Annotated in this window: 25 protein-coding genes; 4 read left to right on the forward strand and 21 right to left on the reverse strand. The window is 43.2% G+C overall.

The window, feature by feature from the left end; genetic code table 11:
- Window positions 1–2: 2 nt before the first annotated feature.
- The gene (locus tag D2V05_RS13175) at window positions 3–1,319 is read right to left on the reverse strand and encodes a TldD/PmbA family protein (RefSeq protein ID WP_119648101.1); all 1,317 of its coding nucleotides are present in this window, start codon (window positions 1,317–1,319) and stop codon (window positions 3–5) included.
- Between the two features lie 25 nt (window positions 1,320–1,344).
- Window positions 1,345–2,985: a TldD/PmbA family protein gene (locus D2V05_RS13180; protein WP_119648102.1), complete on the reverse strand. Its 1,641-nt coding sequence runs from the start codon at window positions 2,983–2,985 to the stop codon at window positions 1,345–1,347.
- 337 nt (window positions 2,986–3,322) lie between these two features.
- On the opposite strand from D2V05_RS13180, the gene D2V05_RS13185 reads away from it, so the two are divergent.
- The 3 genes from D2V05_RS13185 (at window position 3,323) to D2V05_RS13195 (ending at window position 6,180) form a co-directional block, all read left to right on the forward strand.
- Window positions 3,323–4,006 carry an aspartate/glutamate racemase family protein gene (locus D2V05_RS13185; protein WP_119648103.1) on the forward strand — a complete coding sequence of 228 codons (684 nt, stop codon included), beginning with the start codon at window positions 3,323–3,325 and terminating at the stop codon, window positions 4,004–4,006.
- Between the two features lie 124 nt (window positions 4,007–4,130).
- Window positions 4,131–4,796 carry a peroxiredoxin gene (locus D2V05_RS13190; protein WP_119648104.1) on the forward strand — a complete coding sequence of 222 codons (666 nt, stop codon included), beginning with the start codon at window positions 4,131–4,133 and terminating at the stop codon, window positions 4,794–4,796.
- Window positions 4,797–4,851: 55 nt separating this feature from the next.
- Window positions 4,852–6,180, forward strand: a complete 1,329-nt coding sequence (locus D2V05_RS13195) for an MBL fold metallo-hydrolase (RefSeq protein WP_119648105.1) — start codon at window positions 4,852–4,854, stop codon at window positions 6,178–6,180.
- Window positions 6,181–6,234: 54 nt separating this feature from the next.
- Here the strand turns inward: D2V05_RS13195 and D2V05_RS13200 are convergent, their stop codons facing one another.
- The 8 genes from D2V05_RS13200 to D2V05_RS13235 all read right to left on the reverse strand — a co-directional run bounded on the left by D2V05_RS13200 (window position 6,235) and on the right by D2V05_RS13235 (window position 14,050).
- Window positions 6,235–7,275, reverse strand: coding sequence for a zinc-dependent alcohol dehydrogenase family protein (locus D2V05_RS13200; RefSeq protein ID WP_119648106.1), 1,041 nt, complete (start codon window positions 7,273–7,275; stop codon window positions 6,235–6,237).
- A gap of 76 nt (window positions 7,276–7,351) precedes the next feature.
- Window positions 7,352–8,470, reverse strand: a complete 1,119-nt coding sequence (locus tag D2V05_RS13205) for an ABC transporter permease (protein ID WP_119648107.1) — start codon at window positions 8,468–8,470, stop codon at window positions 7,352–7,354.
- Window positions 8,467–9,567 carry an ABC transporter permease gene (locus D2V05_RS13210; RefSeq protein ID WP_119648108.1) on the reverse strand — a complete coding sequence of 367 codons (1,101 nt, stop codon included), beginning with the start codon at window positions 9,565–9,567 and terminating at the stop codon, window positions 8,467–8,469. The genes D2V05_RS13205 and D2V05_RS13210 overlap by 4 nt, the downstream gene beginning before the upstream one ends.
- A gap of 6 nt (window positions 9,568–9,573) precedes the next feature.
- Window positions 9,574–10,314, reverse strand: a complete 741-nt coding sequence (locus D2V05_RS13215; RefSeq protein WP_119648109.1) for an ABC transporter ATP-binding protein — start codon at window positions 10,312–10,314, stop codon at window positions 9,574–9,576.
- Window positions 10,315–10,321: 7 nt separating this feature from the next.
- Entirely contained in the window at window positions 10,322–11,227 is a 906-nt protein-coding gene (locus D2V05_RS13220; RefSeq protein ID WP_119648110.1) for an ABC transporter ATP-binding protein, read from the reverse strand.
- A gap of 1 nt (window position 11,228) precedes the next feature.
- Window positions 11,229–12,125 (reverse strand): HlyD family secretion protein, encoded by an 897-nt coding sequence (locus D2V05_RS13225; RefSeq protein WP_220473556.1) that lies wholly within the window; start codon window positions 12,123–12,125, stop codon window positions 11,229–11,231.
- 11 nt (window positions 12,126–12,136) lie between these two features.
- A complete protein-coding gene (locus D2V05_RS13230) occupies window positions 12,137–13,402 on the reverse strand; it encodes a TolC family protein (protein ID WP_119648112.1) in 1,266 nt (421 codons plus the stop codon).
- Between the two features lie 48 nt (window positions 13,403–13,450).
- On the reverse strand, window positions 13,451–14,050 hold the full coding sequence (locus tag D2V05_RS13235) for a TetR/AcrR family transcriptional regulator (RefSeq protein ID WP_119648113.1): 600 nt from the start codon (window positions 14,048–14,050) through the stop codon (window positions 13,451–13,453).
- A gap of 154 nt (window positions 14,051–14,204) precedes the next feature.
- Here D2V05_RS13235 and cls point away from each other — a divergent pair, with 154 nt between their 5' ends.
- The gene (gene cls, locus D2V05_RS13240) at window positions 14,205–15,611 is read left to right on the forward strand and encodes a cardiolipin synthase (protein ID WP_119648114.1); all 1,407 of its coding nucleotides are present in this window, start codon (window positions 14,205–14,207) and stop codon (window positions 15,609–15,611) included.
- Here the strand turns inward: cls and D2V05_RS13245 are convergent.
- The 11 genes from D2V05_RS13245 to D2V05_RS13295 form a co-directional block, all read right to left on the reverse strand.
- Window positions 15,606–16,613, reverse strand: a complete 1,008-nt coding sequence (locus D2V05_RS13245; RefSeq protein ID WP_119648115.1) for a 2-hydroxyacid dehydrogenase — start codon at window positions 16,611–16,613, stop codon at window positions 15,606–15,608. The two genes, cls and D2V05_RS13245, sit on opposite strands and share 6 nt — an antisense overlap.
- A 22-nt stretch (window positions 16,614–16,635) precedes the next feature.
- Window positions 16,636–17,079 (reverse strand): hypothetical protein, encoded by a 444-nt coding sequence (locus D2V05_RS13250; protein WP_119648116.1) that lies wholly within the window; start codon window positions 17,077–17,079, stop codon window positions 16,636–16,638.
- Between the two features lie 50 nt (window positions 17,080–17,129).
- Entirely contained in the window at window positions 17,130–17,570 is a 441-nt protein-coding gene (locus D2V05_RS13255) for an Hsp20/alpha crystallin family protein (RefSeq protein ID WP_119639867.1), read from the reverse strand.
- 71 nt (window positions 17,571–17,641) lie between these two features.
- Window positions 17,642–18,046 carry a hypothetical protein gene (locus D2V05_RS13260; RefSeq protein WP_147378280.1) on the reverse strand — a complete coding sequence of 135 codons (405 nt, stop codon included), beginning with the start codon at window positions 18,044–18,046 and terminating at the stop codon, window positions 17,642–17,644.
- An 85-nt stretch (window positions 18,047–18,131) separates the two neighbouring features.
- The gene (locus tag D2V05_RS13265) at window positions 18,132–18,563 is read right to left on the reverse strand and encodes a hypothetical protein (protein WP_119648118.1); all 432 of its coding nucleotides are present in this window, start codon (window positions 18,561–18,563) and stop codon (window positions 18,132–18,134) included.
- A gap of 11 nt (window positions 18,564–18,574) precedes the next feature.
- Window positions 18,575–19,426, reverse strand: a complete 852-nt coding sequence (locus D2V05_RS13270) for a universal stress protein (protein ID WP_119648119.1) — start codon at window positions 19,424–19,426, stop codon at window positions 18,575–18,577.
- Between the two features lie 58 nt (window positions 19,427–19,484).
- Window positions 19,485–20,300, reverse strand: a complete 816-nt coding sequence (locus tag D2V05_RS13275) for a universal stress protein (protein ID WP_119648120.1) — start codon at window positions 20,298–20,300, stop codon at window positions 19,485–19,487.
- Between the two features lie 3 nt (window positions 20,301–20,303).
- Complete coding sequence (locus D2V05_RS13280) at window positions 20,304–21,152, reverse strand: universal stress protein (protein ID WP_119648121.1); 849 nt, start codon at window positions 21,150–21,152, stop codon at window positions 20,304–20,306.
- Between the two features lie 106 nt (window positions 21,153–21,258).
- The gene (locus D2V05_RS13285; protein ID WP_183114839.1) at window positions 21,259–22,095 is read right to left on the reverse strand and encodes a universal stress protein; all 837 of its coding nucleotides are present in this window, start codon (window positions 22,093–22,095) and stop codon (window positions 21,259–21,261) included.
- A gap of 88 nt (window positions 22,096–22,183) precedes the next feature.
- Complete coding sequence (locus tag D2V05_RS13290; RefSeq protein WP_119648123.1) at window positions 22,184–23,233, reverse strand: response regulator; 1,050 nt, start codon at window positions 23,231–23,233, stop codon at window positions 22,184–22,186.
- Window positions 23,211–24,770, reverse strand: coding sequence for a sensor histidine kinase (locus D2V05_RS13295; protein WP_119648124.1), 1,560 nt, complete (start codon window positions 24,768–24,770; stop codon window positions 23,211–23,213). Before D2V05_RS13295 ends, D2V05_RS13290 begins: the two co-directional genes overlap by 23 nt.
- Window positions 24,771–24,816 lie beyond the last annotated feature (46 nt).

Below are 24,816 nucleotides of genomic sequence, written 5' to 3' on the forward strand. Positions count from 1 at the left end.
TTTTATACTGCGTCCGAGAGACTGGTGAACGTAAAGTCTCGAATCTTCATATAAGGAATCAGGTTACCGTCTACACGGACTTGTTTCCCCAATGACTCAAGGTTGTTGAGCATGATGATCGGACTTTCGTTGAACCTGAAGTTTTTGATCGGATGTTTGATCTTTCCGTTTTCAATATAAAAAGTTCCGTCACGGGTCAATCCTGTGTAGAGCAAGGTTTGGGGATCCACACTTCGGATGTACCAAAAACGGGTCACCAAGATGCCTTTTTTGGTTCCTGCAATCATATCCTCTAAACTTTCATCGCCTCCTTCCATGATTCCATTGCTGGGGAACGGAACAGGATCAACACCTTTTTGTTCCGCCCAATAGCGATCATAAGCCAGATTCTTGACCACACCATTTTCAATCCATTTGGTTTTCTTCAAGGGCATGCCCTCGCCGTTCCAAGTGGAGGTGGGCACATCAGGATGCAATGGATCGGACCAAATATTGACACGTTCATCCACAATTTTCTGGCCCAATTTGTTACCACCATCTTTGGCGGACATAAAGCTACGTCCCTCATCCGCAGAACGGGCATTGAACGAACGGAACATGTTGCCCAACAAATCGGAGGCCGCTGCGGGCTCCAAAATCACCGTATATTTTCCAGGCTCTATGGCTTTTGCCTCGCGAGACATCACAGCCTTGTCGATTGCCACTTTGGATGCTTCCGCCGCATCAAATTTGGTAATATCATTATAATCCCTGGTCACCCAACCTGAACCGGTACCATCGTTGGTACGCATGGTGACGGTAAAATCCATATTGGTGGATTTGTTATAGGCGAACAAACCGTTTGAATTGATCATGGCCGAAAAACGGGCACCATCATTCAAGAATCCAGCTGCAGTTACATCTTTGGCCGCAGCAGGAACAATGCTCTTACTGGCCACTTCTGCCCTAAATTCTGGCGTAGTGTTGGCCGTAGCCTCTACATAAGTGATGGATTCGTCATAGACTTGAGGACTCAAAGGTGGCATAAACTCAGGGTTTTCTGGTGATAGGTTAGCCAATTCCTCTGCCCTGCGGACCACTTTTTCCAAAGAGGCGTCATCAAATTCATCTATGGTAGCGGTACCTACTTTTTTACCAAAACTGGATTGTACCACCAAGCTTTGACTGGACTGGTGTCCAGCGGTAGATACCGTATTTCGGGCATATCTAATGTTTCCACTATTTGTGCCACCAAGGTTTATTTCACAGGCATCGGCCTTGGAAAAGCTCAACGCCTTTTCCAATATTTTTCTTGCTTCTTCTTCTGTATATATAGCCATTGTCTTATTATTTAAATGGAAAACCTTAAATGGTCCTACCTGTATTGATTACATTAATTCCATTGAATCTTGCCGTGGAGCTTCCATGGGAAACCGCACTGACCTGGGAAGGTTGTCCCTTACCATCAAAGAAGGAACCGAACAACCTGTAATCATCCTTATCGCAAATCTTCACACAAGAATTCCAGAACTCCTGAGTGTTGGATTGGTAGGCTACATCTTCCAACATACCCACAACCTCACCATTTTTGATTTCGTAGAACATGGTTCCACCAAATTGGAAATTATAACGTTGCTGATCGATGGAATAGGATCCCCTACCCAAAATGTAGATTCCTTTTTCCACATCCTTGATCATATCCTGTAAAGAATATTTTTCCTTACCGGGTTCCAAGGAAACATTGGGCATACGCTGGAACTGTACATCTTCCCAGCTTTGTGCATAACAGCATCCGTGCGACTCGTTTTGGCCTATCACATGAACTTGGTCCCTGATGGCTTCGTAGTTCACCAAAACACCATTGCGGATCAAATCCCATTTTTTAGTCTTCACACCCTCATCATCATACCCAACGGCACCCAAAGAACCTACCTGTGTTTTATCGGCTACGATGCTGACGGCATCACTTCCGTATTTGAAGTTTTTGGATTCCCATTTGTCCAATGTGGCAAAACTGGTTCCGGCATAGTTCGCCTCGTAACCCAAAACCCTATCCAACTCCAAGGGGTGACCTACGGATTCGTGAATGGTTAGACCTAGGTGGTTGGGTTCCAACACCAAATCATATTTACCAGCTTCCACGGACTTGGCAGTGAGTTTATCTTTAGCTTGTTTAGCGGCCATAGTGGCGTCTTCCACGATGTCGTAGCTATTGCGATACAGTTTGATGCCCATGGGTCCGTTCAATTTTTCGGACTCCAATCCATCCATATACTCATAACCCATACCCATTGGGGCGCTCATGGCCTGACGGGTCCTGAATTTCCCTGCGGCACGATCAATGGCGGTTACGTTGAACGTGGGCCAAATACGGTGTACATCTTGATCGATGTAGGAACCGTCGGTAGAGGCAAAATATTTTTGTTCGTTTACCATGAAAAGGGCAGAGTTCACAAAGTTGGCACCATTCTCAATGGCGGCCGCATTGGCACTCAACAACAGGTCTACCTTATCTGAAATAGGTACTTCCTTGAAATCTTTCCGAATAGGTGTTTTCCAAGAAACCTCTCCGTAAGCTTCAACAGGAGCCAAAACTACTGGTTCCTTCTGAATCTTGGAGTTGGCCTTGGCTATGGCCACAGCTTGTTCGGTAGCTTTTTTGATCCCATCCTCGGTAACCGCGTTGGTAGATGCAAAACCCCAAGTGCCGTTGGCAATTACGCGGATTCCTATTCCGAAGGATTCCGTGTTTACCACATTTTGGACCTTGTCCTCACGGGTGAATACGTACTGGTTCAAGTACCTTCCAATCCTTGCATCGGCATAGGTGGCGCCCAAGGATTTGGCTGTGTTCAGGGCCACATCGGCCATTTTCTTTTTGAGTACGACATCCATACCGGGTTCAAGAAGGGCCTCTGCGGGAATATTGTTCCCCAAGAGCAATGAAGGCATCATCAGTGCCCCCGTTCCCAAACCGGCATACTGTACAAAACTTCTTCTTTTCATATGTTTCGGTTATCTGATTTACTGTTTTTGATCGATGAAGTAGAAGGATTTTGGAATTCTTTCCACTCCCTTTGTTCAAGGGTTTCTAAAAATAGGGAGAGCCGCCCGTGTTTTATGTTAATTTTAACCTAAAATCCCCCAACGACAGGCTTAAAACTGCAAACGACCTCCTTGTGTAATTGACCGATGTAATTATCCTTCGCTGAAACCACCCAGTTTTAATAACACAAAGTGTAGAAAAACATTTGGCTTCACCAATGAGATGTGTCATTTTATAAGCTGGCGTTTTCCGTAACTTGAAATGTAATTATCGGCTCCTATAAATCTACAAAATCATATGAAAATCTTAGGAATGATCGGTGGTACCTCTTGGCACTCCACCATTGAATATTACAGATTGATCAATCAAATGGCGTCCAAAATTATTGGCGAACAGGCCAACCCGCCTTTGATCATCCATAGCATCAACATAGAACTAATGCGGGAACAGAACAAGGAAAAGATCAATGCAAAATATCTGGAAACCTCCTTAAAGCTACAGGAAGTAGGTACCGAAGCCATAGTCATCTGCGCCAATACGCCCCACATGGTCTATGACTTTGTTCAACCCAAAATTGAAATCCCCATTTTGCACATTGCAGATGCCACGGGAACGGAAGCACAACGGTTAGGATTGAAGAAATTAGGTTTATTGGGAAACAAACCCACCATGACCGGAGATTTCATTCCAAAAGTGCTGAAGAAAAATTATGGGATTGAAACAATCATACCGGAAGAAGGTGACATTCCCCAAGCACATCACTATGTTTCCAAAGAATTGACTCAAGGTATTTTTTCGGAAGAAGCCAAAGCTTTTTTTTTGGAGCAGATCCATGTATTACGAAAGAGAGGCGCAGATGGCATTATATTGGGGTGTACCGAACTGCCGCTATTAATAAAACCTGATGATGTTGATATGCCCACTCTCGCCACTACCGACCTTCATGCACAAATGGCGGTGGATTTCATATTCAGCGAATGAATCTCTACGTTATCCGTTAAACCCATGTTAAAAGAGAGCTGTGTAACCTTGGTTACCGGTAGGCCTATTTTTATAAGGTAATTTTATCAAGAATTAAAAAACAATAAATTTATCTTATACTATTATGGAAAACGCTTATCTAGAAACCGAAAAAGCTTATCAAATGCCACGAATCGGGGATACAGCTCCAGATTTTGAAGCAGTAACTACCAAAGGAAAAATCAAGTTCTCAGAATTTGCAAAAGATAAATGGGTTGTCATGTTCTCCCACCCTGCAGATTTCACACCCGTTTGTACTACGGAAATGAGTGGTTTTGCTCAGCGTAAAGGTGAGTTTGATGCATTGAACACCGAGCTTTTGGGTCTTAGCATTGACAGTATCCATGCTCACTTGGGATGGGTACAGAACGTAAGACAAAACACCGGGGTGTACTTTGATTTTCCCATTATTGCCGATTTGGATATGAAGGTGGCCAAGCTCTATGGAATGCTTCAGCCGAATGAAAGTATGACTGCTGCGGTAAGGGCCGTGTTCTTCATCGATCCAGCAAAAAAGGTACGCTTGGTGATGTACTATCCCTTGAACGTGGGACGTAACATGGATGAAATCTTGAGGGCTTTGGAAGCACTTCAAACCTCTGACAAATACAAAGTGGCCATGCCATTGGATTGGAAAAAAGGAGACAAGGTCATTGTAGGACCTCCAAAAACCTTGGATGAACTCAATGCACGTATTGCAGACGATTCCCTTGAAAAAGTGGATTGGTATCTTGCAAAAAAAGAACTTTAAGATTTGTTGAATAAGGGCGCCTTGCAAGAAAGGCGCCCTTCTAACCAAAAAGCTTATGGAAATAAAACAATTTGAATACAAACCACTTGCCCATTATTCCTATGCCGTTGTCAGCAACGGTGAAATGGCGGTCATTGACCCAGAAAGGAACCCAATGCAGTACTATGCTTTCGCCCAAGAACATGAGGCAAAAATTGTGGCGGTGATAGAGACACATCCCCATGCGGATTTTGTAAGTTCCCATTTGCAAATCCATCAAGAAACGGGAGCTGTTATCTATCACAGTAAAATGTTGGGTGCCGATTATGAATACCATCCTTTTGATGAAGGGGATAGTATACAGATCGGCTATATTACCATTTCTGCCCGTAACACGCCGGGGCACTCCCCTGATAGCATTACCGTGGTTGCCGAGCAAGCCGGAAAGATGGCCTTATTCACTGGTGACACTCTTTTTATTGGTGATGTGGGACGGCCTGATTTGAGGGAAAAAGCAGGGAACATGACTGCAAAGCGTCAAGAGTTGGCCGAAATGATGTACGATACCATCCAAAACAAATTCAAGGAATTTCCAGATGGTGCCTTGGTGTACCCAGCCCATGGGGCCGGTTCACTTTGTGGAAAAAATCTGAGCTCAGACAATAGCAGTACCATGGGGAATGAAAGAATGGGCAACTGGGCCTTTAAACCACAATCCAAGGAAGAATTCGTGGGAACCCTTCTGGACAGTCAACCTTTTATACCATCCTATTTTGGTTTTGATGTGGATACCAATCGCAGAGGTCCGGAAAACCTAAGGACGTCTGTTGCGAAGGTTCCCTTCAAACTTAATACCACTGCGGAAGGATTGATCATTGACGTACGTGATGAAGTAGTATTCAAAAAAGGACACTTGCCCGGAAGTATCAATGTAATGGCTGTTTCTGAAAACTCCAAGTTTGAAACATGGTTGGGAGCCATTGTGGAACCCAACGAACCCTTCAGCATTGTGATAGACAAACCCGAGGATTTGGATATGATCTTGGAACGCGTGGCCAAAATTGGATACGAAAAACAGGTGAAACTGGTTTTGACCTTGGATGAATCTAAACTTGTCCAAAGCAATAAATTGGATTTAAGCGATTTCAAGAAAAATAAAGACGGCTATACCATTGTGGATATTCGCAACCAAAGTGAGGTGGAAGAAGGGAAGTTTTTTGAACAAGCCATCAACATTCCATTGAATGATCTCCGAAAATCCGTGGATCAAATCCCTATGGACAAACCTTTGATCGTTCATTGTGCCGGTGGTTACCGAAGTACTGCAGGAAGTAGTATCTTGGAGAAATTGGTGGATAAAGTCCCCGTATATGATCTTGGTGAAAATGTCAACGATTTCAAATAATAATGAAAAGCCCTTCTAAAGAAGGGTTTTTACTTTTTAACAGATTCCTAATCTTCAAAAGGAATCCACTACCAAAACACCTTTGTTGGTAAACTTGTCCATATTGGGTAATTCCACAGTGATATTCTCCAAGGAAATGGTGCGTTCCACCAACTTTTCAGGTTGGAGCTTGCCCTCTTTAATCATTTCGAGCATGGCCGAATAACGAAAGGCCTGCATACCATGACTGCCTATAATTTCCAGTTCATTGGCCAAAACTTTGTCCATGGGTACTTTTGGGTGCTGATGGTCTCCCGTCATCAAACCTACCTGAATATGTTTTCCCCTTTTTCTCAAGTTGGCAACGGAATTGAAACAGGTTGCTTGACTTCCCAAAGCATCCAAGGACACATGTGCGCCTCCATGGGTCAATGCTTTCACTTCCTCTACCACATTGCTTGATTTGGATGCATTCACCGTTTTGGTCGCTCCCAATGCGGTAGCCAACTTCAAGGTTTCATCATTGATGTCGATGGCGATGACCTGTGCTTCCAAGGCATTGGCAATCATAATAGCGGAAAGACCTACACCCCCACAACCATGAATGGCCACAAACTGCCCTCCTTGCACTTTCCCTTGATCTACCACAGCCCTGAAAGAAGTGACAAACCTACAACCCAAAATGGCAGCTGTAATATCAGCGATCTCCTCTGGAAGTTTCACCAAATTGATGTCTGCATGATCCAAGGTTACGTATTCAGCAAAGGAGCCCCAATGAGTAAACCCTGGTTGGGTTTGGTTATCACATACCTGATGGTTCCCTGAATGGCATTCGGGGCAGGTACCACATCCACAGACAAAGGGAACGGTCACCCTATCCCCCACTTTGAAGTTTTTGACATCTTTTCCGACCTCGGCAACAATGCCTACCAATTCATGCCCCGGCACATGGGGCAATTCAATATCGGCGTCATGCCCCATCCAACCATGCCAGTCACTTCGGCATAACCCTGTAGCGGTTACTTTTACCACCACTCCATGATTTTTTGGAGTGGGATCAACCACATTTTGTAAGGTAATAGGACCTTGGAACTTTTCATAAACAATGGCTCTCATCTGCTTTCAATTGGTATGGCAAACAAATGTAAAATGAAAACCTGGGGTTTGGGCAAATCTCCCTGCTATAAAATAATCAGTTGGTCTTTTTGTAATTCAACATGGCCCAACCATTGAGTCCAATGGCAAAAAGGGCAATGGTCAGCAAATGGGGAACGATGTCGGAAAAAGTACTCCCCTTTAGAACAATCATCCGCAACACCCTGATCAAATAGCTCAATGGGTTTATCTTGATGGTTTCCTGGGCCCATTCGGGCATACTTTCAATGGGAGTGAAAAGGCCACCCATCAAAATAAACACCATCATAAAAAAGTACATGACAAACATGGCCTGTTGCTGCGTTTCGCTATAGGTGGAAACCAACAATCCGAAGCCCAAAACGGCCAACAAATACACCGCGATGAAGCCATACAGCAACAACAAACTTCCCACGGGAACAATACCATAAATGACCCAAGAGACAATCAACCCTAAAGTAAAGACTACATTCCCCAAAACCCAAAAGGGTATCATTTTTCCCAGAATAAAATGATGCTTTTTGATTGGGGTCACGTTCACTTGTTCAATGGTACCCACTTCCTTTTCCTTCACAATGTTCAATGCGGACAGAAAGCCACCCACCATGGTCACCAAAATTGCCAAGATTCCAGGAACCATGAATACCTTATAACTCAAATGGGGATTGTACCAGTTGGAAAAAGTCACCTCTGCCCTATGGGGTGTAGAGTTCCTTCCAACGGAATGAATTTCCGTTTGCAACTTTCCATTGTATTCTTTGATGACCTCTTGCATATAGGCCGCTCCCAAATTGGCCTTGGTTCCATTGATGGCATTCACGGCCAAAAACAGTTTCTGTGTTTTGTTCTTCACCAAATCCCTTTTAAAATTGGGCGGAATCAGAAGGACCAAATCCGCGGCATCGGATTCAATGGAACGATAAGCCTTATCGTACGACGCGTCGGTGGATACAATATTGAAATAATTGGAGCCGGATATTTTGGAAATCAATTCTTGGGTATAGGTAGAGTGGTCTTGGTCCACCAAAGCCACATTGATGTTCTTCACCGCATAATCCGCGGCCCAGGGCAAAATGAGTAATTGCATAACGGGCATGAACAGGATCAAGGCAACGATCGATCGGTTCCTGAAAATCTGTTTGAATTCTTTGTAGAGCAAAAACTTGATGGTTCTCATGCCAGCCTAATTTTAAAGTTCTTGATACTGATTCCGAGGAAAAACACCGTGATACCCATCAAAATCAAACTCTCTTTCCATACCGCGGCAAAGCCCAGACCCTTGATCATGATATCCTTCACAATGATGTAAAACCATTTGGCAGGAACAATGTTCGAGATCATACGAAGCGGAAAAGGCATATTTTCAATAGGGAACATGAACCCACTGAAGAGAACAGTAGGCAATAGCATACCCATCAACGAAATCAACATGGCCACCTGTTGGGTCTGCGTTTTTATGGAAATAAAAATTCCCAAAGAAAGACAGGTCGATATAAACAGGGCACTCTCACCAAACAGCAACAATACATTTCCCTTGATGGGCACTCCCAGCACATAAACACTCAACAATAAAATGGAGACGATGTTCAGCATGGAAAGGATAAAATAAGGCACTACTTTGGAAACAATCACCATGATAGGTTTGAAGGGTGATACCAACAACACTTCCATGGTGCCCATCTCCTTTTCACGAACGATGGAAATGGCCGTCATCATCACACAGACCAGCATCAAGATCAGGGCCATGACCCCGGGCACAAAATTGGGGGCTCCTTTGAGTTGCGGGTTGTACAACATGCGAACCTCCGGAATAATGGTATAGGGCATGGAGGCATTCAGGGAATTGGTATAATCTCGAATGATGGCCGTAAGGTAATTTTCGATGGTGGTGGCGTGGTTGGGATCGGAGGCATCGGCCAAAATCTGTACTTGGGCCACATGTTTGGTCATCAGGTTTTTCTCAAAATCCTTGGGTAGGATCAAAGCGGCCTTGCTCTTTCCCTTTTTAAAGGAAGCTTCCACATCCTGCACATCAAAAGTGACCGATGCAATATCGAAATACTCACTCGCCTGTACCTTGGAGATGATTTCTTTGGATGCACGGTCCTGCGCCTGATCGATTACCAAAAGATCCGTGTTCTTCACCTCATTGGAAAGTACAAACCCAAAAATGAGCACTTGTACAATGGGCATACCGAACAATATCAGGAGTGTCTTTTTATCCCTGAGCACGTGGGTGAATTCCTTTTTTATGAAAACCAACAGTCTTTTCATCTTGTTCTATTCTGCTCTAGTGGCCTGCCGGGCCAATTTGTAAAACACTTCGTCCATGGATTCCGCTTCAAACTGCATCTTTAGATTTTTTGGTGTGTCCAAGGCCTTGATCTTTCCATCCACCATGATGGACAATCGATCGCAATACTCGGCTTCATCCATATAGTGTGTGGTCACAAAAACGGTGATGCCATTGTGGGCCGCCTCATAGATCAATTCCCAAAATTGGCGACGGGTCAAGGGATCCACACCCCCGGTAGGTTCATCCAAAAAAACGATTTTGGGCTGATGGATGATCGCAATGGAAAATGAAAGCTTTTGTTTCCATCCCAAGGGAAGGTCCACTACCAATTCTTTTCGGACGGAAGTAAGCCCCAATCGCTCGATCAGTTCTTCCGTTTTGTTTTTGATCTGCTCATTGTTCAACCCGTAAATGCCGCCAAAAAACCGAATGTTTTCCACCACGGTCAAATCCTCGTATAGGGAAAACTTCTGGCTCATATAGCCAATATTTTTCTTGATGGATTCCGTCTCTTTGTAAATATCAAAACCAGCTACTTTTGCCTCTCCGGATGTTGGAACCGACAATCCGCACAACATTCTCATGGCCGTGGTCTTTCCTGCTCCATTGGCACCCAAGAAACCAAAGATCTCCCCTTTCCTCACCTGAAAGGTAATAGCATCCGTGGCAGTGAAATCACCAAACTTTTTGGTGAGCTTATCGGCCTGTATCACTACTTCTTCCATCCTAAAATCAATGTAACAGGTTAATAAAACAATCCTCAATGGTCACCTCGGCCTCTCCCACCTCTACTTCGGTCAAACCATTTTGCTGTAGATGTTGGGCAATTTCCGAAGCATCCATTTGATGGTCTTTCTCGACAGAAACATGGGCATACTCCCCAAAGGCATAGCTTTTGGTAGAGGGTACAGATTTTAATACCTCCAAAAGCCTGTAACGGTCATTGGCCTTCACCCTAAAAAGTTGATTTCCATAATTTTTCACCAAATCTTGTGGTGTATCGATGGACAAAATACTTCCTGATTGAATCAAAGCGATGCGATCACACATCGATGCCTCGTCCATATAAGGTGTAGAGACCACAATGCTGATATTCTGTTGCTTCAGTTTTTTGAGCATTTCCCAAAATTCCCTTCGGGAAACAGGGTCGACACCCGTGGTAGGTTCATCCAGGAACAACACTTTCGGCTTGTGGATCAAGGCACAACATAGCGCCAATTTCTGCTTCATCCCGCCTGAAAGCTTCCCTGCCCTTCGGTTCTTGAAGGGTTCCAATTGCACATAAATGTCCTCTATTAAATGGTAATTTTCCTGAATGGTGGTGTTGAATACCGTAGCAAAAAAGTGTAGGTTTTCCTCCACGGTAAGATCTTGGTACAGGCTAAACTTTCCGGGCATGTAACCCACGGCGTTCCGAATGGCCCTCCAATCCTTGACTACATCCCAATGATGCACTTGGGCCGAGCCACCATCAGGCAACAATAAGGTGGTCAATATTCGAAAAATGCTGGTTTTTCCGGCCCCATCAGGACCGATGAGACCAAAAATCTCTCCTTCGTTGACCTCAAAAGAGACTTTTTCCACGGCGGGTTTACCGTCATATTGTTTGCTGATATTTTCGGCGATTACAGCTTTCATTTCAGAATTTCACTTCTCCGTACATACCAATTTTCAAGTAACCATCATTGGGCACCTTAATTTTTACCGCATAAACCAAATTGGCTCGCTCCTCCTTGGTTTGGATGGTCTTGGGCGTAAACTCTGCCTTGTCACTTACCCATTCTACAGTACCTTCATAGGTTTTATAATCTTCCGAAGCGCTATCGATCAAAACCTTTACCTGCTGACCAATCTTTACTTCCGGAAGCAATTCTCCCGTAATGTAGGCCCGTAGGGTCAGGGTTTCCAAATTGGCAATACTGTACAAGGGAGCTCCTTGAACGGTGGTTTCGTTTTCCTCGGCAAACTTGGTCAAAACGGTACCCTTGACCTTATTGATGATCTTGCATTTTTCCAGCTTGTCGTTCAACTGGCGTATCTGTGCCTGTAAGGGTTCGGTTTCGTTCACCAGACTCGAAGTACTGATGGAAAGCGTTGATTTTTGGGCCTTTATTTGGTTTTCAATGATCTCCACTTGCGAATTGGCATCGTCGAGGGCCTTTTGCGGAGCCGCTTTTCCGTTGACCAGATTCTGGACACGCTGTTGCTCCCGTTTGGCCTGTCTTAATTGCTCTTCCAAGGAAGAGAGTTGTACCGCAATGTCCGGTCTCCTGTTCAACAATACCTTGATCTGGGCCTCCAATTGTTGTTTTTGTAGATACACTTGGGTACTATCCACATAACCTAAATACTCCCCAATTTCCAAGGTTTGGCCTTCTTCAAGATTTAGTTGTTTGATCACACCGTTGGCTTCGGAAGCAATGTTTACCTCAGTGGCCTCAAAAGTGCCCGAAGCATCATACAATCCATTCGTATCGGAACAGGAAATGGCCAACAACAGTAGCGCGGCAGTTGATATTTGAATTCGTCTCATCATGGTATCGGTAATTAAATTCCTTGGGTTATTTTTAATTCTTCGAGTTTCATCAGCAACTGAATCTCGTGCAACAGTTTGTTCTGTATGGCCCGGCTTTCTTGGTTTACATCTCGGATATAATCGTTCACATCGATGGTGCCATTGTCCAATTTGAACAGGGAAGCATCCTTCACCTTGACATAGCTCTCAATGATGGAATCGTCCATTTCCAAAAGCTTTCGGAACTTATCTATTTCGGTATGTTGCTGGGTCAATTCCATTTTGGTGTTGAAGAGAAAGGTTTCCTTTTGGGTCTGGAGTTTTTCCTTTTCAATTTTGTTGATTTCCTTCTCCTTTTTGTTGGTATACAGATTGAACAATGGCCATTGCAAACGTGCCCCTCCCAAAAAATAGGAATCGAATTCGTTGCTGAGCATATTCAAGCCAGGTTTTCCATATCCTGCCCTACCGAAAAGGGAAAGACTTGGGGTGATTTTGGTGTTCAAAAGACTGGATTGCAAATCGAGCAAGGACATTTGTTTGTCAAAAAGGCCCACTTCCAGTCGGTTGATACCGCCTATATCCATGGTCTCTTGCGGTCTGGTCAACATAGTTTCTTCATCCACATCTTTACCTACAAAGATGGATAGCATTTGATAGTAAGCCTTTTTAAGGGAAATCAGTTCCGTTGTCCTTTGATGAATGGACAATTGACTGGCCTTTAGCGTAAAAAGATCGCTCTCAATGGCAGCTCCATTTTGGATTCGGGTCTGTACTCTATCCATGGCCAGCTGAATGTCCTTTTCTTGTAGGTCGTTTTGCAATATTTGTTCCTTGGCCAATAAAATGCCAAAATACAATTGGCTTACCCGTTTATAAATGTCATACAATTGAACTTCCAATTGCCCCTCTTCAATATCTTGTTGTGCCTCTTGAATCTTGACTTTCTTTTCGGTTTTGCCCCCATCGAACAATTTTTGATTGATCTCCGCATACACTTGGTATTGGTCCTTATCCAAAACCGGCACATCCATTCCTGGAACCTCTATGGGCAATCGGGTGACCTCGGTCTGATAACTGGCCTGGGCATTAAGGTTTACCTGCGGCAGATTTCCCTTGAGAATGTTTTCCACGTTGAAGTCGGATGCCGATTGTATCAGGCCTTGCTGCCGAATCAAGGGATAATTGGACCGCGCCATGTTGTAGCTCTCTCTCAAGGTGAGGCTTCCCAGGGATTGCGCTTGCACCGCAATACCGAACAAGAGCAATAAAAAGGTTAATGTGCTTGTACGTTTCATGATTGATATTTTGATTTAATCATTTGACCAATTTTTAGGCAAAAAAATTTATTTACTTTCCACTATAGCCTTCATCCAAATGGGTATCAACTTCCTGCGCTCTTCCATAAGTGCCCTGAAGCTGTTTTCATCAACAACTTGTGAAGCCATAAAAACAGGTTTGGACAAAAAGGGAAATACCGACATTCCCATAAGGTTCATAATGAAATGTACTGGGTTGACTTCTGGATTCTTTGCCCTGATCTGGTTCATCAATGATGAGCTCATCAAAATCTTATTTGCCCCAATTTCTTCCACAAAATGCTTGGGATCATTACGAATCTCGTTCAGCACAAAAATGGGCAGGTCGGGGTTTTGGGTCAGTGTTTCAATGTATTTCTCCACAAAAAGCTCAATTTTCAGTTCAAGGTCTAGACTGGCATCGGTGATAACCGGAACCACGATTCCAAAAAACTGACGGATCTTTTCGCCCATGATCAGGTTGAACAGTTTTTCCTTGCTTCGGAAGTAATAGTTCAATAAAGAAAGATTGATGCCCGCCTCCTCGGCAATATCCCTCGTTTTGGTCGCGGCATACCCTCTCTGGGTAAACAACTTTGCGGCAGCCGCCTTGATTTTTTCCTCCGTATCCAGTTTGTTTTCCGTCATAATTCCTGTATTCCATCACAAAAGTACAAAACAAAATCAAACATTGAACAAATGATTAAAACAATTGTTCAAATATTTTAAGTATCTGATTTCCATCATGACCCAAAAATAGGAAGTAGTGTATCTTTGTTCATATATGAACCCATCAAAATAGATGCTCATACCCATTCTCATAGGAATTTACATCCTGATTGCCTTGATCATGGTGGTCAGTTTATTGTTGAATGGGGTGAGGCCCAGTAAGACACTGGCATGGCTATTGGCCATTTTTACCATTCCAGTCGGTGGTGTTCTGCTCTATCTTTTGTTCGGTAGAAACAGGAGGAAGAGCAAAATGTTTTCCTTAAAGAATACATTCAACCACAGGGACGAAATATCATACGAAGACTGCATACCCAGCATATCTTCCAACAAGAAAAAAATAACAAAGCTCATTCAAAAAACAGTCAAATGCCCGGTTACCTGCAGCAATGAACTCAGCCTGTTACAAGATGGAAAAATCACTTTCGAAAGTATTTTTGAAGCCCTGGAAGGCGCCAAGGAACACATCCATCTGCAGTATTATATTTATGAAGATGGATTGCTTGCGGAGAAGCTGCTGGATATCTTTAAAAGAAAAATCAAAGAAAATGTCACCATTCGACTTTTATATGATGGCATTGGAAGTTATTCCCTTAGCAAAAAGTACCTGAAAAAACTAAAGGAAATCGGCGTGGAAACGGCACAGTTCCTCCCCTTCCGGTTCGGACGGTTTCTCACTTCCCTCAACTACCGAAACCACCGCAAGATCATTGTGGTGGACAACAAGGTTGGGTTTACGGGGGGTATCAATATTTCAGACAAGTACCTCAAAGGCGATCCCTCTTTGGGGAAATGGCACGACACCCATTTAAAAATTGAGGGGGAAGCCGTTGATTTCCTGAACAGTATCTTCATTACCGATTGGTATTTGGCCAGTGGTGAAAAGGTGGATATATCCAGTTTTAAAGTCACAAAAGTTTCCGATTCCCAAATGCCACTACAAATTGTGCCCAGTGGTCCTGACGACGATTTTGACGTGATGGAACAGGTTTATTTTTCCATGATCAACAGTGCGGAAAAATACCTCTATATCGTAAACCCCTACATTATCCCCAACCATGCCATTTTGCAGGGTTTGATGACCGCTGCATTGAGTGGTGTTGATGTGAGGCTTTTGATGTCTTCCACAACGGATATTAAATTGGTGGACTGGTGCGTTCGTGCTTATTACGAATCTTACCTAAAAGCGGGTATAAAAGTCTACTTGCATGCGGACGGTTTTCTTCACAGCAAAGTGATGCTCTGTGATGACGAGATTGCCAGCATAGGAACTGCCAACTTGGACAACCGTAGCCTTCAACAGAATTACGAGGCACAGGCCTTTGTTTATGACGAGGACCTTTGTCAAAGGATGAAACAGAAATTTCTGGAGGACTGCGACAAATCCAAGGTACTGAACGATTACCGTAAATTCAGTCAACGGCCATGGATCAATAAATTGATCGAGGGATTTGCCAAATTGTTGAGCCCTCTTTTATGACACATAGGTTTCGTAGCCCAGTTCATTTTTGCAGCTCCTGCCCTCTTCCCAACAATCCAGATTATAAATCGTGGTATCCGCAATCCTCTCCAAGGCTTCCTTGGTGGCAAAGGCCTGGTGGGGTGTTAGCAATACATTGGGCATGGCGATGAGATCCTTTAGTTTTTGATCATCGATTCCCCTTTTGCTGTTGTCCTTAAAGAATATGCCACGTTCCCCTTCATAAACATCGGTGGCATAACCGCCAAGGATTCCCTTCTGAAGTGCCTCGATCAGATCATCGGTCTTGACAATTCCACCACGGGCCGTGTTCACCAGATAGGTTCCTTTCCTCATGGCATTGAACACTGAGGTATTGATAGCATGATGGGTCTCATAGGTGAGCGGAACATTGATGCTTACAATATCTGCCCTTCTGCACATTTCTTCCAAAGGAAGGTACTCCAGGTCATAATGGTTTTCCAAATAGAGGTTCCTTCTCAGGTCCGTGGCCAAAACCTTGCATCCGAAGGCATGGAAGACCCCTACCAATATGGAACCTATTTTTCCGGTTCCATAAATGCCCACGGTTTTCCCATTTAAATCGAACCCTACCAAATTGTCCAATGAAAAGTTATACTGGTTTACCTGCTCATGGGCCAGTACCAATTTACGGTTCAGGGCCAACAAAAGACCTACGGCATGTTCCGCAATGGCATGGGGGGAATATTCCGGGGCATAAGCTACCTTGAGCCCAATGCGCTTGGCGGATTTTACACTTACATTATTGTAACCGGTAGCCCTCAGGGTAATGTATTTGACTCCAAGTTCCTTCAAGATTTCGAGTACGACCAAAGAGGCATCATCGTTTGAAAAAATGGAGATGGCATCGTAGCCCGCAGCCATGACCGCCGTTGTGGCGTCCAAAGCCTCGGGCACGAATTTCATTTTATGCTTTTCTCCATTTGCCTTTTTGAGGTTATCCATCTCAAAATCCTTGGCACTGTAGACCAGTACTTTCATAGTTTTCTTGCTAGACAGGCTATTAATTCAATAACCTTTTTTGTTTTTTCCTTTTGATCACTTGCGATACGATATCGAATATTTTGTTCTTGGCCTCACGATATTTGATGAAATAGCGTTCCATTTCCTTTTCAAGGTCGGCATGAGTGTCCAGATAGGCATTTTCCATCCTATTCTGGTTTACATCATCTACCATGATCTGGAGTTGGTTCTCATGCAACTGTACTTTTTTGAATAGGTCGACCAACTCTTTTTCGGATTTATTCAAGGCTTCCACTACCGGTTGTACGGTATTGAACATATCCGAATCGATAATGTCCAATGTATAGTCCTTGACCATACTGTTCAGGAATTTTTGCTCGTCCTTGGCGAATTTTAATTCGGAAGACCATTTTTTGGACTCTTCGTGCAATTCTTCTGCCGTAAGCCATTCCCTAAAGGTCCCTTTTTGGATTCTTGTCTTCATAGTTCTTAATTTATGCGGCAAATGGAAATCCATTTGCCGCGTGTTCGTCTTTAGACCACTTCAATTACTTTTTTGGGTTTTTCCTTGGCTTCTTCCATTTTGAGAAGATTGAGCTTCAAGATTCCATTTTTGTACGTGGCCTTTACTTCTTTTTTTTGATCTACCGAATGGGGCAACTGCATAGTTCGTGTGAACGAATTGTAATTGAACTCCCTTCGGGTGTAGTCTTCGTCTTTTTCGGTTTCTTCTTTGCTTTTTTGTGCAGAAACTTCCAAAACGTCATCTTTCATGGTGATGTTGAAATCTTTCTTGTCAAACCCTGGGGCGGCAATCTCAATTTCAAAATCATCGTCGTGCTCCTTCACGTTCATTGATGGGAGGGATTTTTCCAGATTGAAAAAATCATCGTCAATAAAAGTGTCTCGATTAAAAAAATCGATCAAGCTCTCATTCCATGGAAATCGCTTTCCGTTTAATTTAACCAGTGACATAATTAAAATTTTAGATTAATGAATCTGTGTTATACATCATGCGCCAATGCCTTTTAACATTGCGCTGCATGTCAATCCTGTGGTTTTTTTCGCTTCAGTACCGATCCAGCATAACTGTACACCTTGTGCTTGAGTTTGAGGTAACTCTCTATATAAGCACTCATCGCGTCCTTAAATTCGAGGTGTTTCTCAAAATAATGGGAATCACAATCATCAGAGGTACATTCTACTAGGCCTCCAAGATGTTTCTCATGTTCCAGTATGGCCTTTTTCAATTGGTTCTTTTCTATCTTGGAATCATGGAATTCCTGCTTGAAATCCTCCAGCCTCTCGAAAAGATTCGGGGTTCTAGGTTCAAAAATATAGGAGTTCAACAGCCTTTGGATGAAGACCATTTCATCATCAATGAACTGCAGGTAAGATTTCCAATTTTGCAGTTCTTTGTGCAATTCCCCTATTTTACCCAACTTGACCATAACCATAGTTTTAAAAAATCTAAGGCTCCCATGAATGTATGGTTTGGTCGGTTCTTATGAAATGATTTAAATCATCTAGGTGGCTCTAAATGGATTTTTCCGGATATCGATCATCCATGCCAAAAGTTTGTTTCACCATGGCCTTGAACTGGTTCTTGGTGATGCTGTCCGATTTTTCGGAGACGGTTACCTTTTGGGCCAGTTCGGGATAGTTGTCCTCCAGTTCGGCCATGAACTTTTCCGGAGCCTCAGCAGGTCCGAAAATAGCCAATTGATCGGCATCCTGTACCGTTTCGGCAATCTTATCGAAATAATTTTTCAATTGGTGTTTTTCCCTTTCCAAGTATTTGCTGTCCTGGACCACGTCCTGGGGGCCCCACTTTGTTTTGGAGCGCGACCCTCCTTTGGGATTGAAAAAATCCAACTCGGAATCGATATTGAAAAACTTTTCCTTTCCATGTTCCAAAACCACTCCCATAGCTTCCTTCTTGTCCAGCCAAATTCCAACTTTTTTCATCTTCTTAATTTTCAATTATCATTCAATTCCAATATGGGCACCTTGGGATCATAACCTATTTCCTTGACCAACGGATTGGATAGGATGCTTCCGAAGAACAAATGTTTCCTGTTCATGAAAACAATCATATCACAGTCTTTGCTTTCCACAAATAGGTTGATGCCCTTGCTCACTTTTACCGAGGACAAAAAATGTGTTTCGTAATCGGTTCCTTCCAAAATGTCCAGCAACAGTTTTTTGTTTTCCTCTTCCTCCCTGTTCAGTTTACCGTCCTTGTCCCTATCTATATGCAACACATTGATTTTGGCACCGTGTAGTTTTGCAATTTCGATCATGTAATCGAGCTCACGTTTTTTAAAATGGGTCTTATAATCGGTCGGGAAGACCATCTCTTTCGGTGGTTCCAAGGAATAGTCCGTTGGTACGGCAATTACCGGACATTTTTTTATCCGCTCCATTACAGAGACGGCATTGGTACCAAATACCCTTGCCTTGGCATCCGTTACACCTTTGGTACCCATTACAATAATGTTGATGTCCTTTTTTTCTATCACATTGCGAATAGCCTCGGACAGACTGTTAAACGTGATAATGGTATGCAAGGTGTGCTTTTCGTTCTTAGGATGGATTTCCAGTTGTTCCATCAAATGGGCCATGCCATCCTCTGCTTCTTGTTTGGCGGCCTCATATAAAGGTTCCCCTATTTCGGGCACCCGCATGCTATCCAGGTTATACCCAGAAACATGGAATGCGTTCAATAGATAAAAATCACATTGAACGTCTTTATAAAGTTCAAAGGCATACCTGATGGCGTTCAGTGCATTTTTTGAATAATCTGTGGGCAACAACACGCGCTTGTCCATGGCTTTTAGGTTTTTGATTAAAATTACTCAGAACTCTCAAAATGCACCATGATATAGGTCACTTTGGTCTGTCAGGAAGGATCAGAAAGGGAACGGAAAGCTTGGTGTTCAAATCCTTAATGATTCCTTTTCCAATAAATTCCAAGAAAAAATGATGGGGATAATACACCATACAAAGCATATCGATATTCCACAATTCCACAAATTGCAAAATGGTCTTGACCTTGTCTTCGAACATCGGTAACACCACCTCTTTGGAAAGATTCTTGGACACCGCCTTTAAAAACTTGGCTTTGTTCTTGGCCATGGCATCGGTACCCTTACCTTCCTCAATGCTCATGGGCACCAACGAACTATCCATAAGATTGGAAAAAAACAAAAGGGCCTTCACATTTTCTTCCGCAATGGGATTGGCATAATTGGATATGAATGCCATCTTATCCACATTTTTAAAATCAATTTCCAAAGGAACAATAAGTACGGGGCATTGATTGACTTCCCGTACCAATTGCATGGCATTGTTACCGAACATGATGTTTGCTCCTTCTTCTTTGGCTTTGTTCCCAATGACCATCAAATCTATCGGATGCTCTTTGGCATAGTCAGCAACACCCTTGGTCATATTACGACACAAGGACACTTTTTCAAAATGATGCTTGGAGTTGTTCCCAACATCACGAACCAATCTATGGGTCATGGCATCCAACCCTTGGGTCGATTCCACTTGTGCCGTTTCGATGTCAACATTACCCAAAACTCCGCACACATTGATCAAATGAAAAGTGCATTCCTTGGTTTTGAACAGTTTAGCCACGTAGTATAGGGCGTTGTATGAATTGTTGGAAAAATCCGTAGGGACCAAAACTTGTAACATGGCTCAGGTTTTTAGGTTATAGGGAAGTACCAAAAAAGGAATTGTACTGTGCAGTCCGACATTTTTGATGACGGGCTCCATAAAAAGACGTTCCAAAAAGGTGTGCTTGTTCTTGACCATGACCAGGATTTCGGCAGTAATTTCTTCTTGAAAAGCGTTTATGGCCATAATCAATTCTTGATCGGGCAGATTGTGGAAAGCATGGTTGTGTTCCAACAGCAACCCTTCCAGTTTGGCCCTATTATTCTCCTGTTCTTCCGTAAGACCTTCCGGCAAGGCAATGTGCATAATATGGATTTTGGAATGCCATAGTTTGGCAAACTCCAACAGAAACGCTATATCCACCTTGTCAAAATCCACTTCCAAATCGGTAGGGAACAAAATCTCACCTGGTGCTTCAAATTCATAATCTGCGGGAATGGCAAGTACAGGAATCTGTGTTCGTTTCAGTACATGGACCGTATTGGATCCAAACAGAATTTCTGCTGCCCCGGTTGCCCCTTGGGTGCCCATGATTATCAAATCTACGTTCTCCTTCATGGAAAAAAGCCGGATTTCATCTTCCAGCGTATTGAATGCGGCATGGGTGATAAAGGTGTGTTTGGGATTGTCAAACTGTTCTTCTATCCGCTGTCTTGTTTTGTCCAACTGTACCTCGGCAGCATATCTAAAATCATCTGGAAGACCCAATTGGCCAGGACTGCCCAATGCATAATCCACCCGGTATACGGGCGGGGTATAGGTATGCATCAAATAGAACACCGTGGTGGTGTTCTCTAACAGCCTTGCAGCATAGCTGATGGCATGGAATGCATTTTCGGAAAAATCGGTAGGTAAAACTATCTTCATCATGGCTCAAATCCTTGTCAAATCTTAATATAGGATAAAGCTATGAACCCGGACTATTACATACTATGATTTCCATCACCTGTCATAAAAAGTTAGAGGCCAACCTTACTTATTGATGGATGACATAAAAGGGAACCTTGGTATGGAAACTGATCTGCTCCACAATGGAATCAAAAAGGATAAGCTGGATGAAATTCAGGTTTTTGGCCACCATGAACATCATATCGATATCGCGACTCTCCACAAAACACTGTATGGCCGACTTGACGCTCTTGTTGGTAATGGTATGGGCGCTATAACGGCCTGGAAACGATTCTTCCATAAAATCCAGGAGGTATTCCTTGTTCGTTTCTTGCTCATCGTTGAGTTTGTCCCCACCCTTTATCGCGTTCATAATCCTGAACTTTCCTTCGCCCAACTGTAACATCTCTGCCATGGAGCGTAAAATTTCATGGGAATAGAAAATATTGTAATCGGTAGGGAACGCTATTTCCATGGGCTTGGAAAACTCAACATTGTTGGGCACCACCAAGGTGTTGCATTGTACCTTGGTCACCACATCCCCGGCATTGCTGCCGACCACTTTTTCCTGAATACCTGAAACACCTTTGGTTCCCATCACAATAAGATCGATATGCTGCCCTTCAACATGTTTTCTAATGGTAGGGATAAAAAAACCGTACTCGTGGAGGGAGTAAAAGGAATGGTTGGGTCGGGTGTTGGTTTCTCTTGTCCGCTCTATCAAGTCGGTCAACTTTTGCTTGGTATTTTCAGAGGAACCGATTTCAATATTCATGGTTACTTCGTCTTCGATCTTGGTGTCCAGGAGAGAGCCTACGTATAGCAAATAAAAACTGCACTCCATGGAACCGAACAGCATCTGGGCATATTTTAGAGCGTTGGTGGAGTTTTCGGAAAAATCCGTGGGAATCAATATATTCTTCATCAGGTATCTGAATGTGGGCACAAGTTTATCATTCCAGAAAACAAATGGAATGATAAATATCATACCCTTTTACCTGATTGCACCAGATTTAGTTCACGCGCCCGAGGGCTTCCCTGTCCAAAACCACAATGTTCCTGTTTTCTATGGCGATCAAGCCTTCGTTCTTAAAATCGGACAAGGTTCTGATCAAACTCTCCGTGGCAATGCCCGCTACGCCCGCCAAATCGCTGCGTGCAATTTTAAGGGGATTGTCCTTCCCCCTGTCCATGGCCTTGGAATACATCAATAGCGTTTGTGCCGTTTTCTTGCGAACCGAACTATAGGCCATTTGCAAAAGTTGCTTTTTAATGTGCACCAAATCCTCCGCAATGACATCCATCAGTTCCAAGGAAACATTTTTATTCTCTTCCAGAATGGATTTCACCTTTTCTTTATGGATTCCAGCCAATTTCACATTTTCAATGGCTACGGCATATTCTTGGTAAGGGAGGTTCTCCGTTAGGGATGTAAACCCGAGAAAATCGTCTTCGGAATAAATAGAGGTAATAAGTTCCTTGCCTTCTTCATCCAAACCGCAACTTTTCACCACACCTTTTAAGATCAGATAAACCATATTGGAATGGTCGCCTATGGTGTAAATGCTCTCGTCCTTTCGAAAAGTGAACAATTGCCCATGGTCATCAAAAAAATTTTTCAGCTCATTGAGCGACCTGATGTCACTTCCTTCATTATGGGGTTTGGTTCGTTCCAAAAAGGTATTCTCCAACTGCTGTGCTTTTTCCAAGCGCGAATAGATGGCCCCCAAGAGTTCGCTTTCCTCAAAGGGTTTGGTCAGATAATCGTCCGCTCCAAGATCCATACCCTTTCGGACTTCGGAACGTTCGGTCTTGGCAGACACAAAAATGAAGGGAATGTGCCTGGTTTTATCGCATGAAGCCATTTGTTCCAGCACTTCATAACCATCCATTTCGGGCATCATGATATCGCAAAGCACAATATCGGGTCGTTCCTTTTTGGCCAGTTCCAATGCCATTTTACCGTTGGAAGCCGGAAAAACACGAAAGCCCGAAAGTTCTAGAAGTTCCTCTACATTCTCCCGCAAAGAGGTATCGTCCTCAACCAGTAGCACTTTTTTCATTTTCCTTGTTGTTTATGGGTATGTGCAGTGTAAATGTGGAGCCCTGGCCCAACTCACTTTTAAAGGTGATGTTAGCTCCAAGATTATGCATATGTTGTCTTACAATGTTCAGACCTATCCCGGTACCTTGGACGGTAAGGACATTACTCGCCCTAAAATACCGATCAAAGATAAAGGGTTGGTCCTCCATCGGTATTCCTAGTCCCCGATCGTTAATATTGATTTGCAGATCGTTGCCATCCTTGATTACCTGAAGTTCTATTTCGGTATCCTCTGGGCTATATTTTATGGCATTGTGTACCAGATTGGACAGTGCCAAAGCCATGATCTTTTCATCAAATTCAATGGACATACCCTCAATATTTAAGGGATACCGAATATGTTGACCTTCCTTCAAAAGTGTATTGGAATCGTAAATGACCTCGTTGACCAACTTGCTCAGTGGGAAACTTGTGATATTATAATTGACCTTCCCGGAATCCAACCGCTCGATGGAAAGAAAATCCGTTAGGATATTGTCCAAATGCCTCACCTTGTATTTAATGGTATTGATATGTTTGTCCCTCTTATCCTGTTGCTCGGATTCAGTATACTTGGACAAAAGGGAGGTTGAGGTCAAAATACTGGTCAACGGGGTCTTGAACTCATGCGACACCAGGGATAGAAATTTTGTTTTGAGTTCATTGAGCTTTTTCTCCGCCATTAAAGCCTCCCTCAGTTGTTGGGTACGTTCTTGTACTGTATACTCCAATTGCTGAGTATAATATTTTCTTTCGGTAATATCCAATACAATAGCCACACAAACTTTTTTATTACCGATATGGGACAACTGCAGATGTACCTCAACCGGGTAAAGAGATCCGTCTTTCCTTTTATGGACCGTCTCAAAATTCACTTTCTCCTTTTTACCACTGACCAATGGTGCTACAAGCCGTTTCATAACTTCTTTGGTGAGTTTGGGCTTAATATCAAAAACAGACAATCGGTTCAATTCTTCCAGATTGTATCCCGAATTGAGTTGGGCTCCTCGGTTCACATTGATAAATACAAAGGTCTCGGCATCAAAAACATATATTTCGTTCAGGGACTCATCAAAAATCTGAAACCAATAATCAATGGTCTGTTCTGCCTTTTTACGTTCGGTAATATCCACCACCAGTGCCATTACGTATTTTTTTTCTGCTATCGTAAAGGGGTTTAGGCTTATCTCCACAGGGAACCGTTGCCTGTTCTTGCGAACCCCAAAGAGTTCTAGTCCAGGGCCCATAGTTCTTGCTTCTCCCTTTTTTATAAAGGCACGGGCCTCACCCCGGTGCTTTTCCCTTAGCTCGTCCAAAATCAATATTTCCAAGGGCTTGTTCAAAAGCTCCCCTTCCGGATATCCAAACATCTTATTGGCCGAGGCATTACAGGATACAATCTCTTGGCAATCATTTACAATGACCACTCCTTCGGAAATCATTTCCGAAATTACCTTTAACACATCGTTTTTTTCCAATAGTTCCACAGCTACACTAAAAGTACTGATTTTGGTCATGGGGAGGAATTTTTTCCATGCCTATATTTATTCATTGAACACTTAA

The sequence above is a fragment of the Flagellimonas pelagia genome, from assembly GCF_003584135.1.
GTDB lineage: Bacteria > Bacteroidota > Bacteroidia > Flavobacteriales > Flavobacteriaceae > Flagellimonas > Flagellimonas pelagia.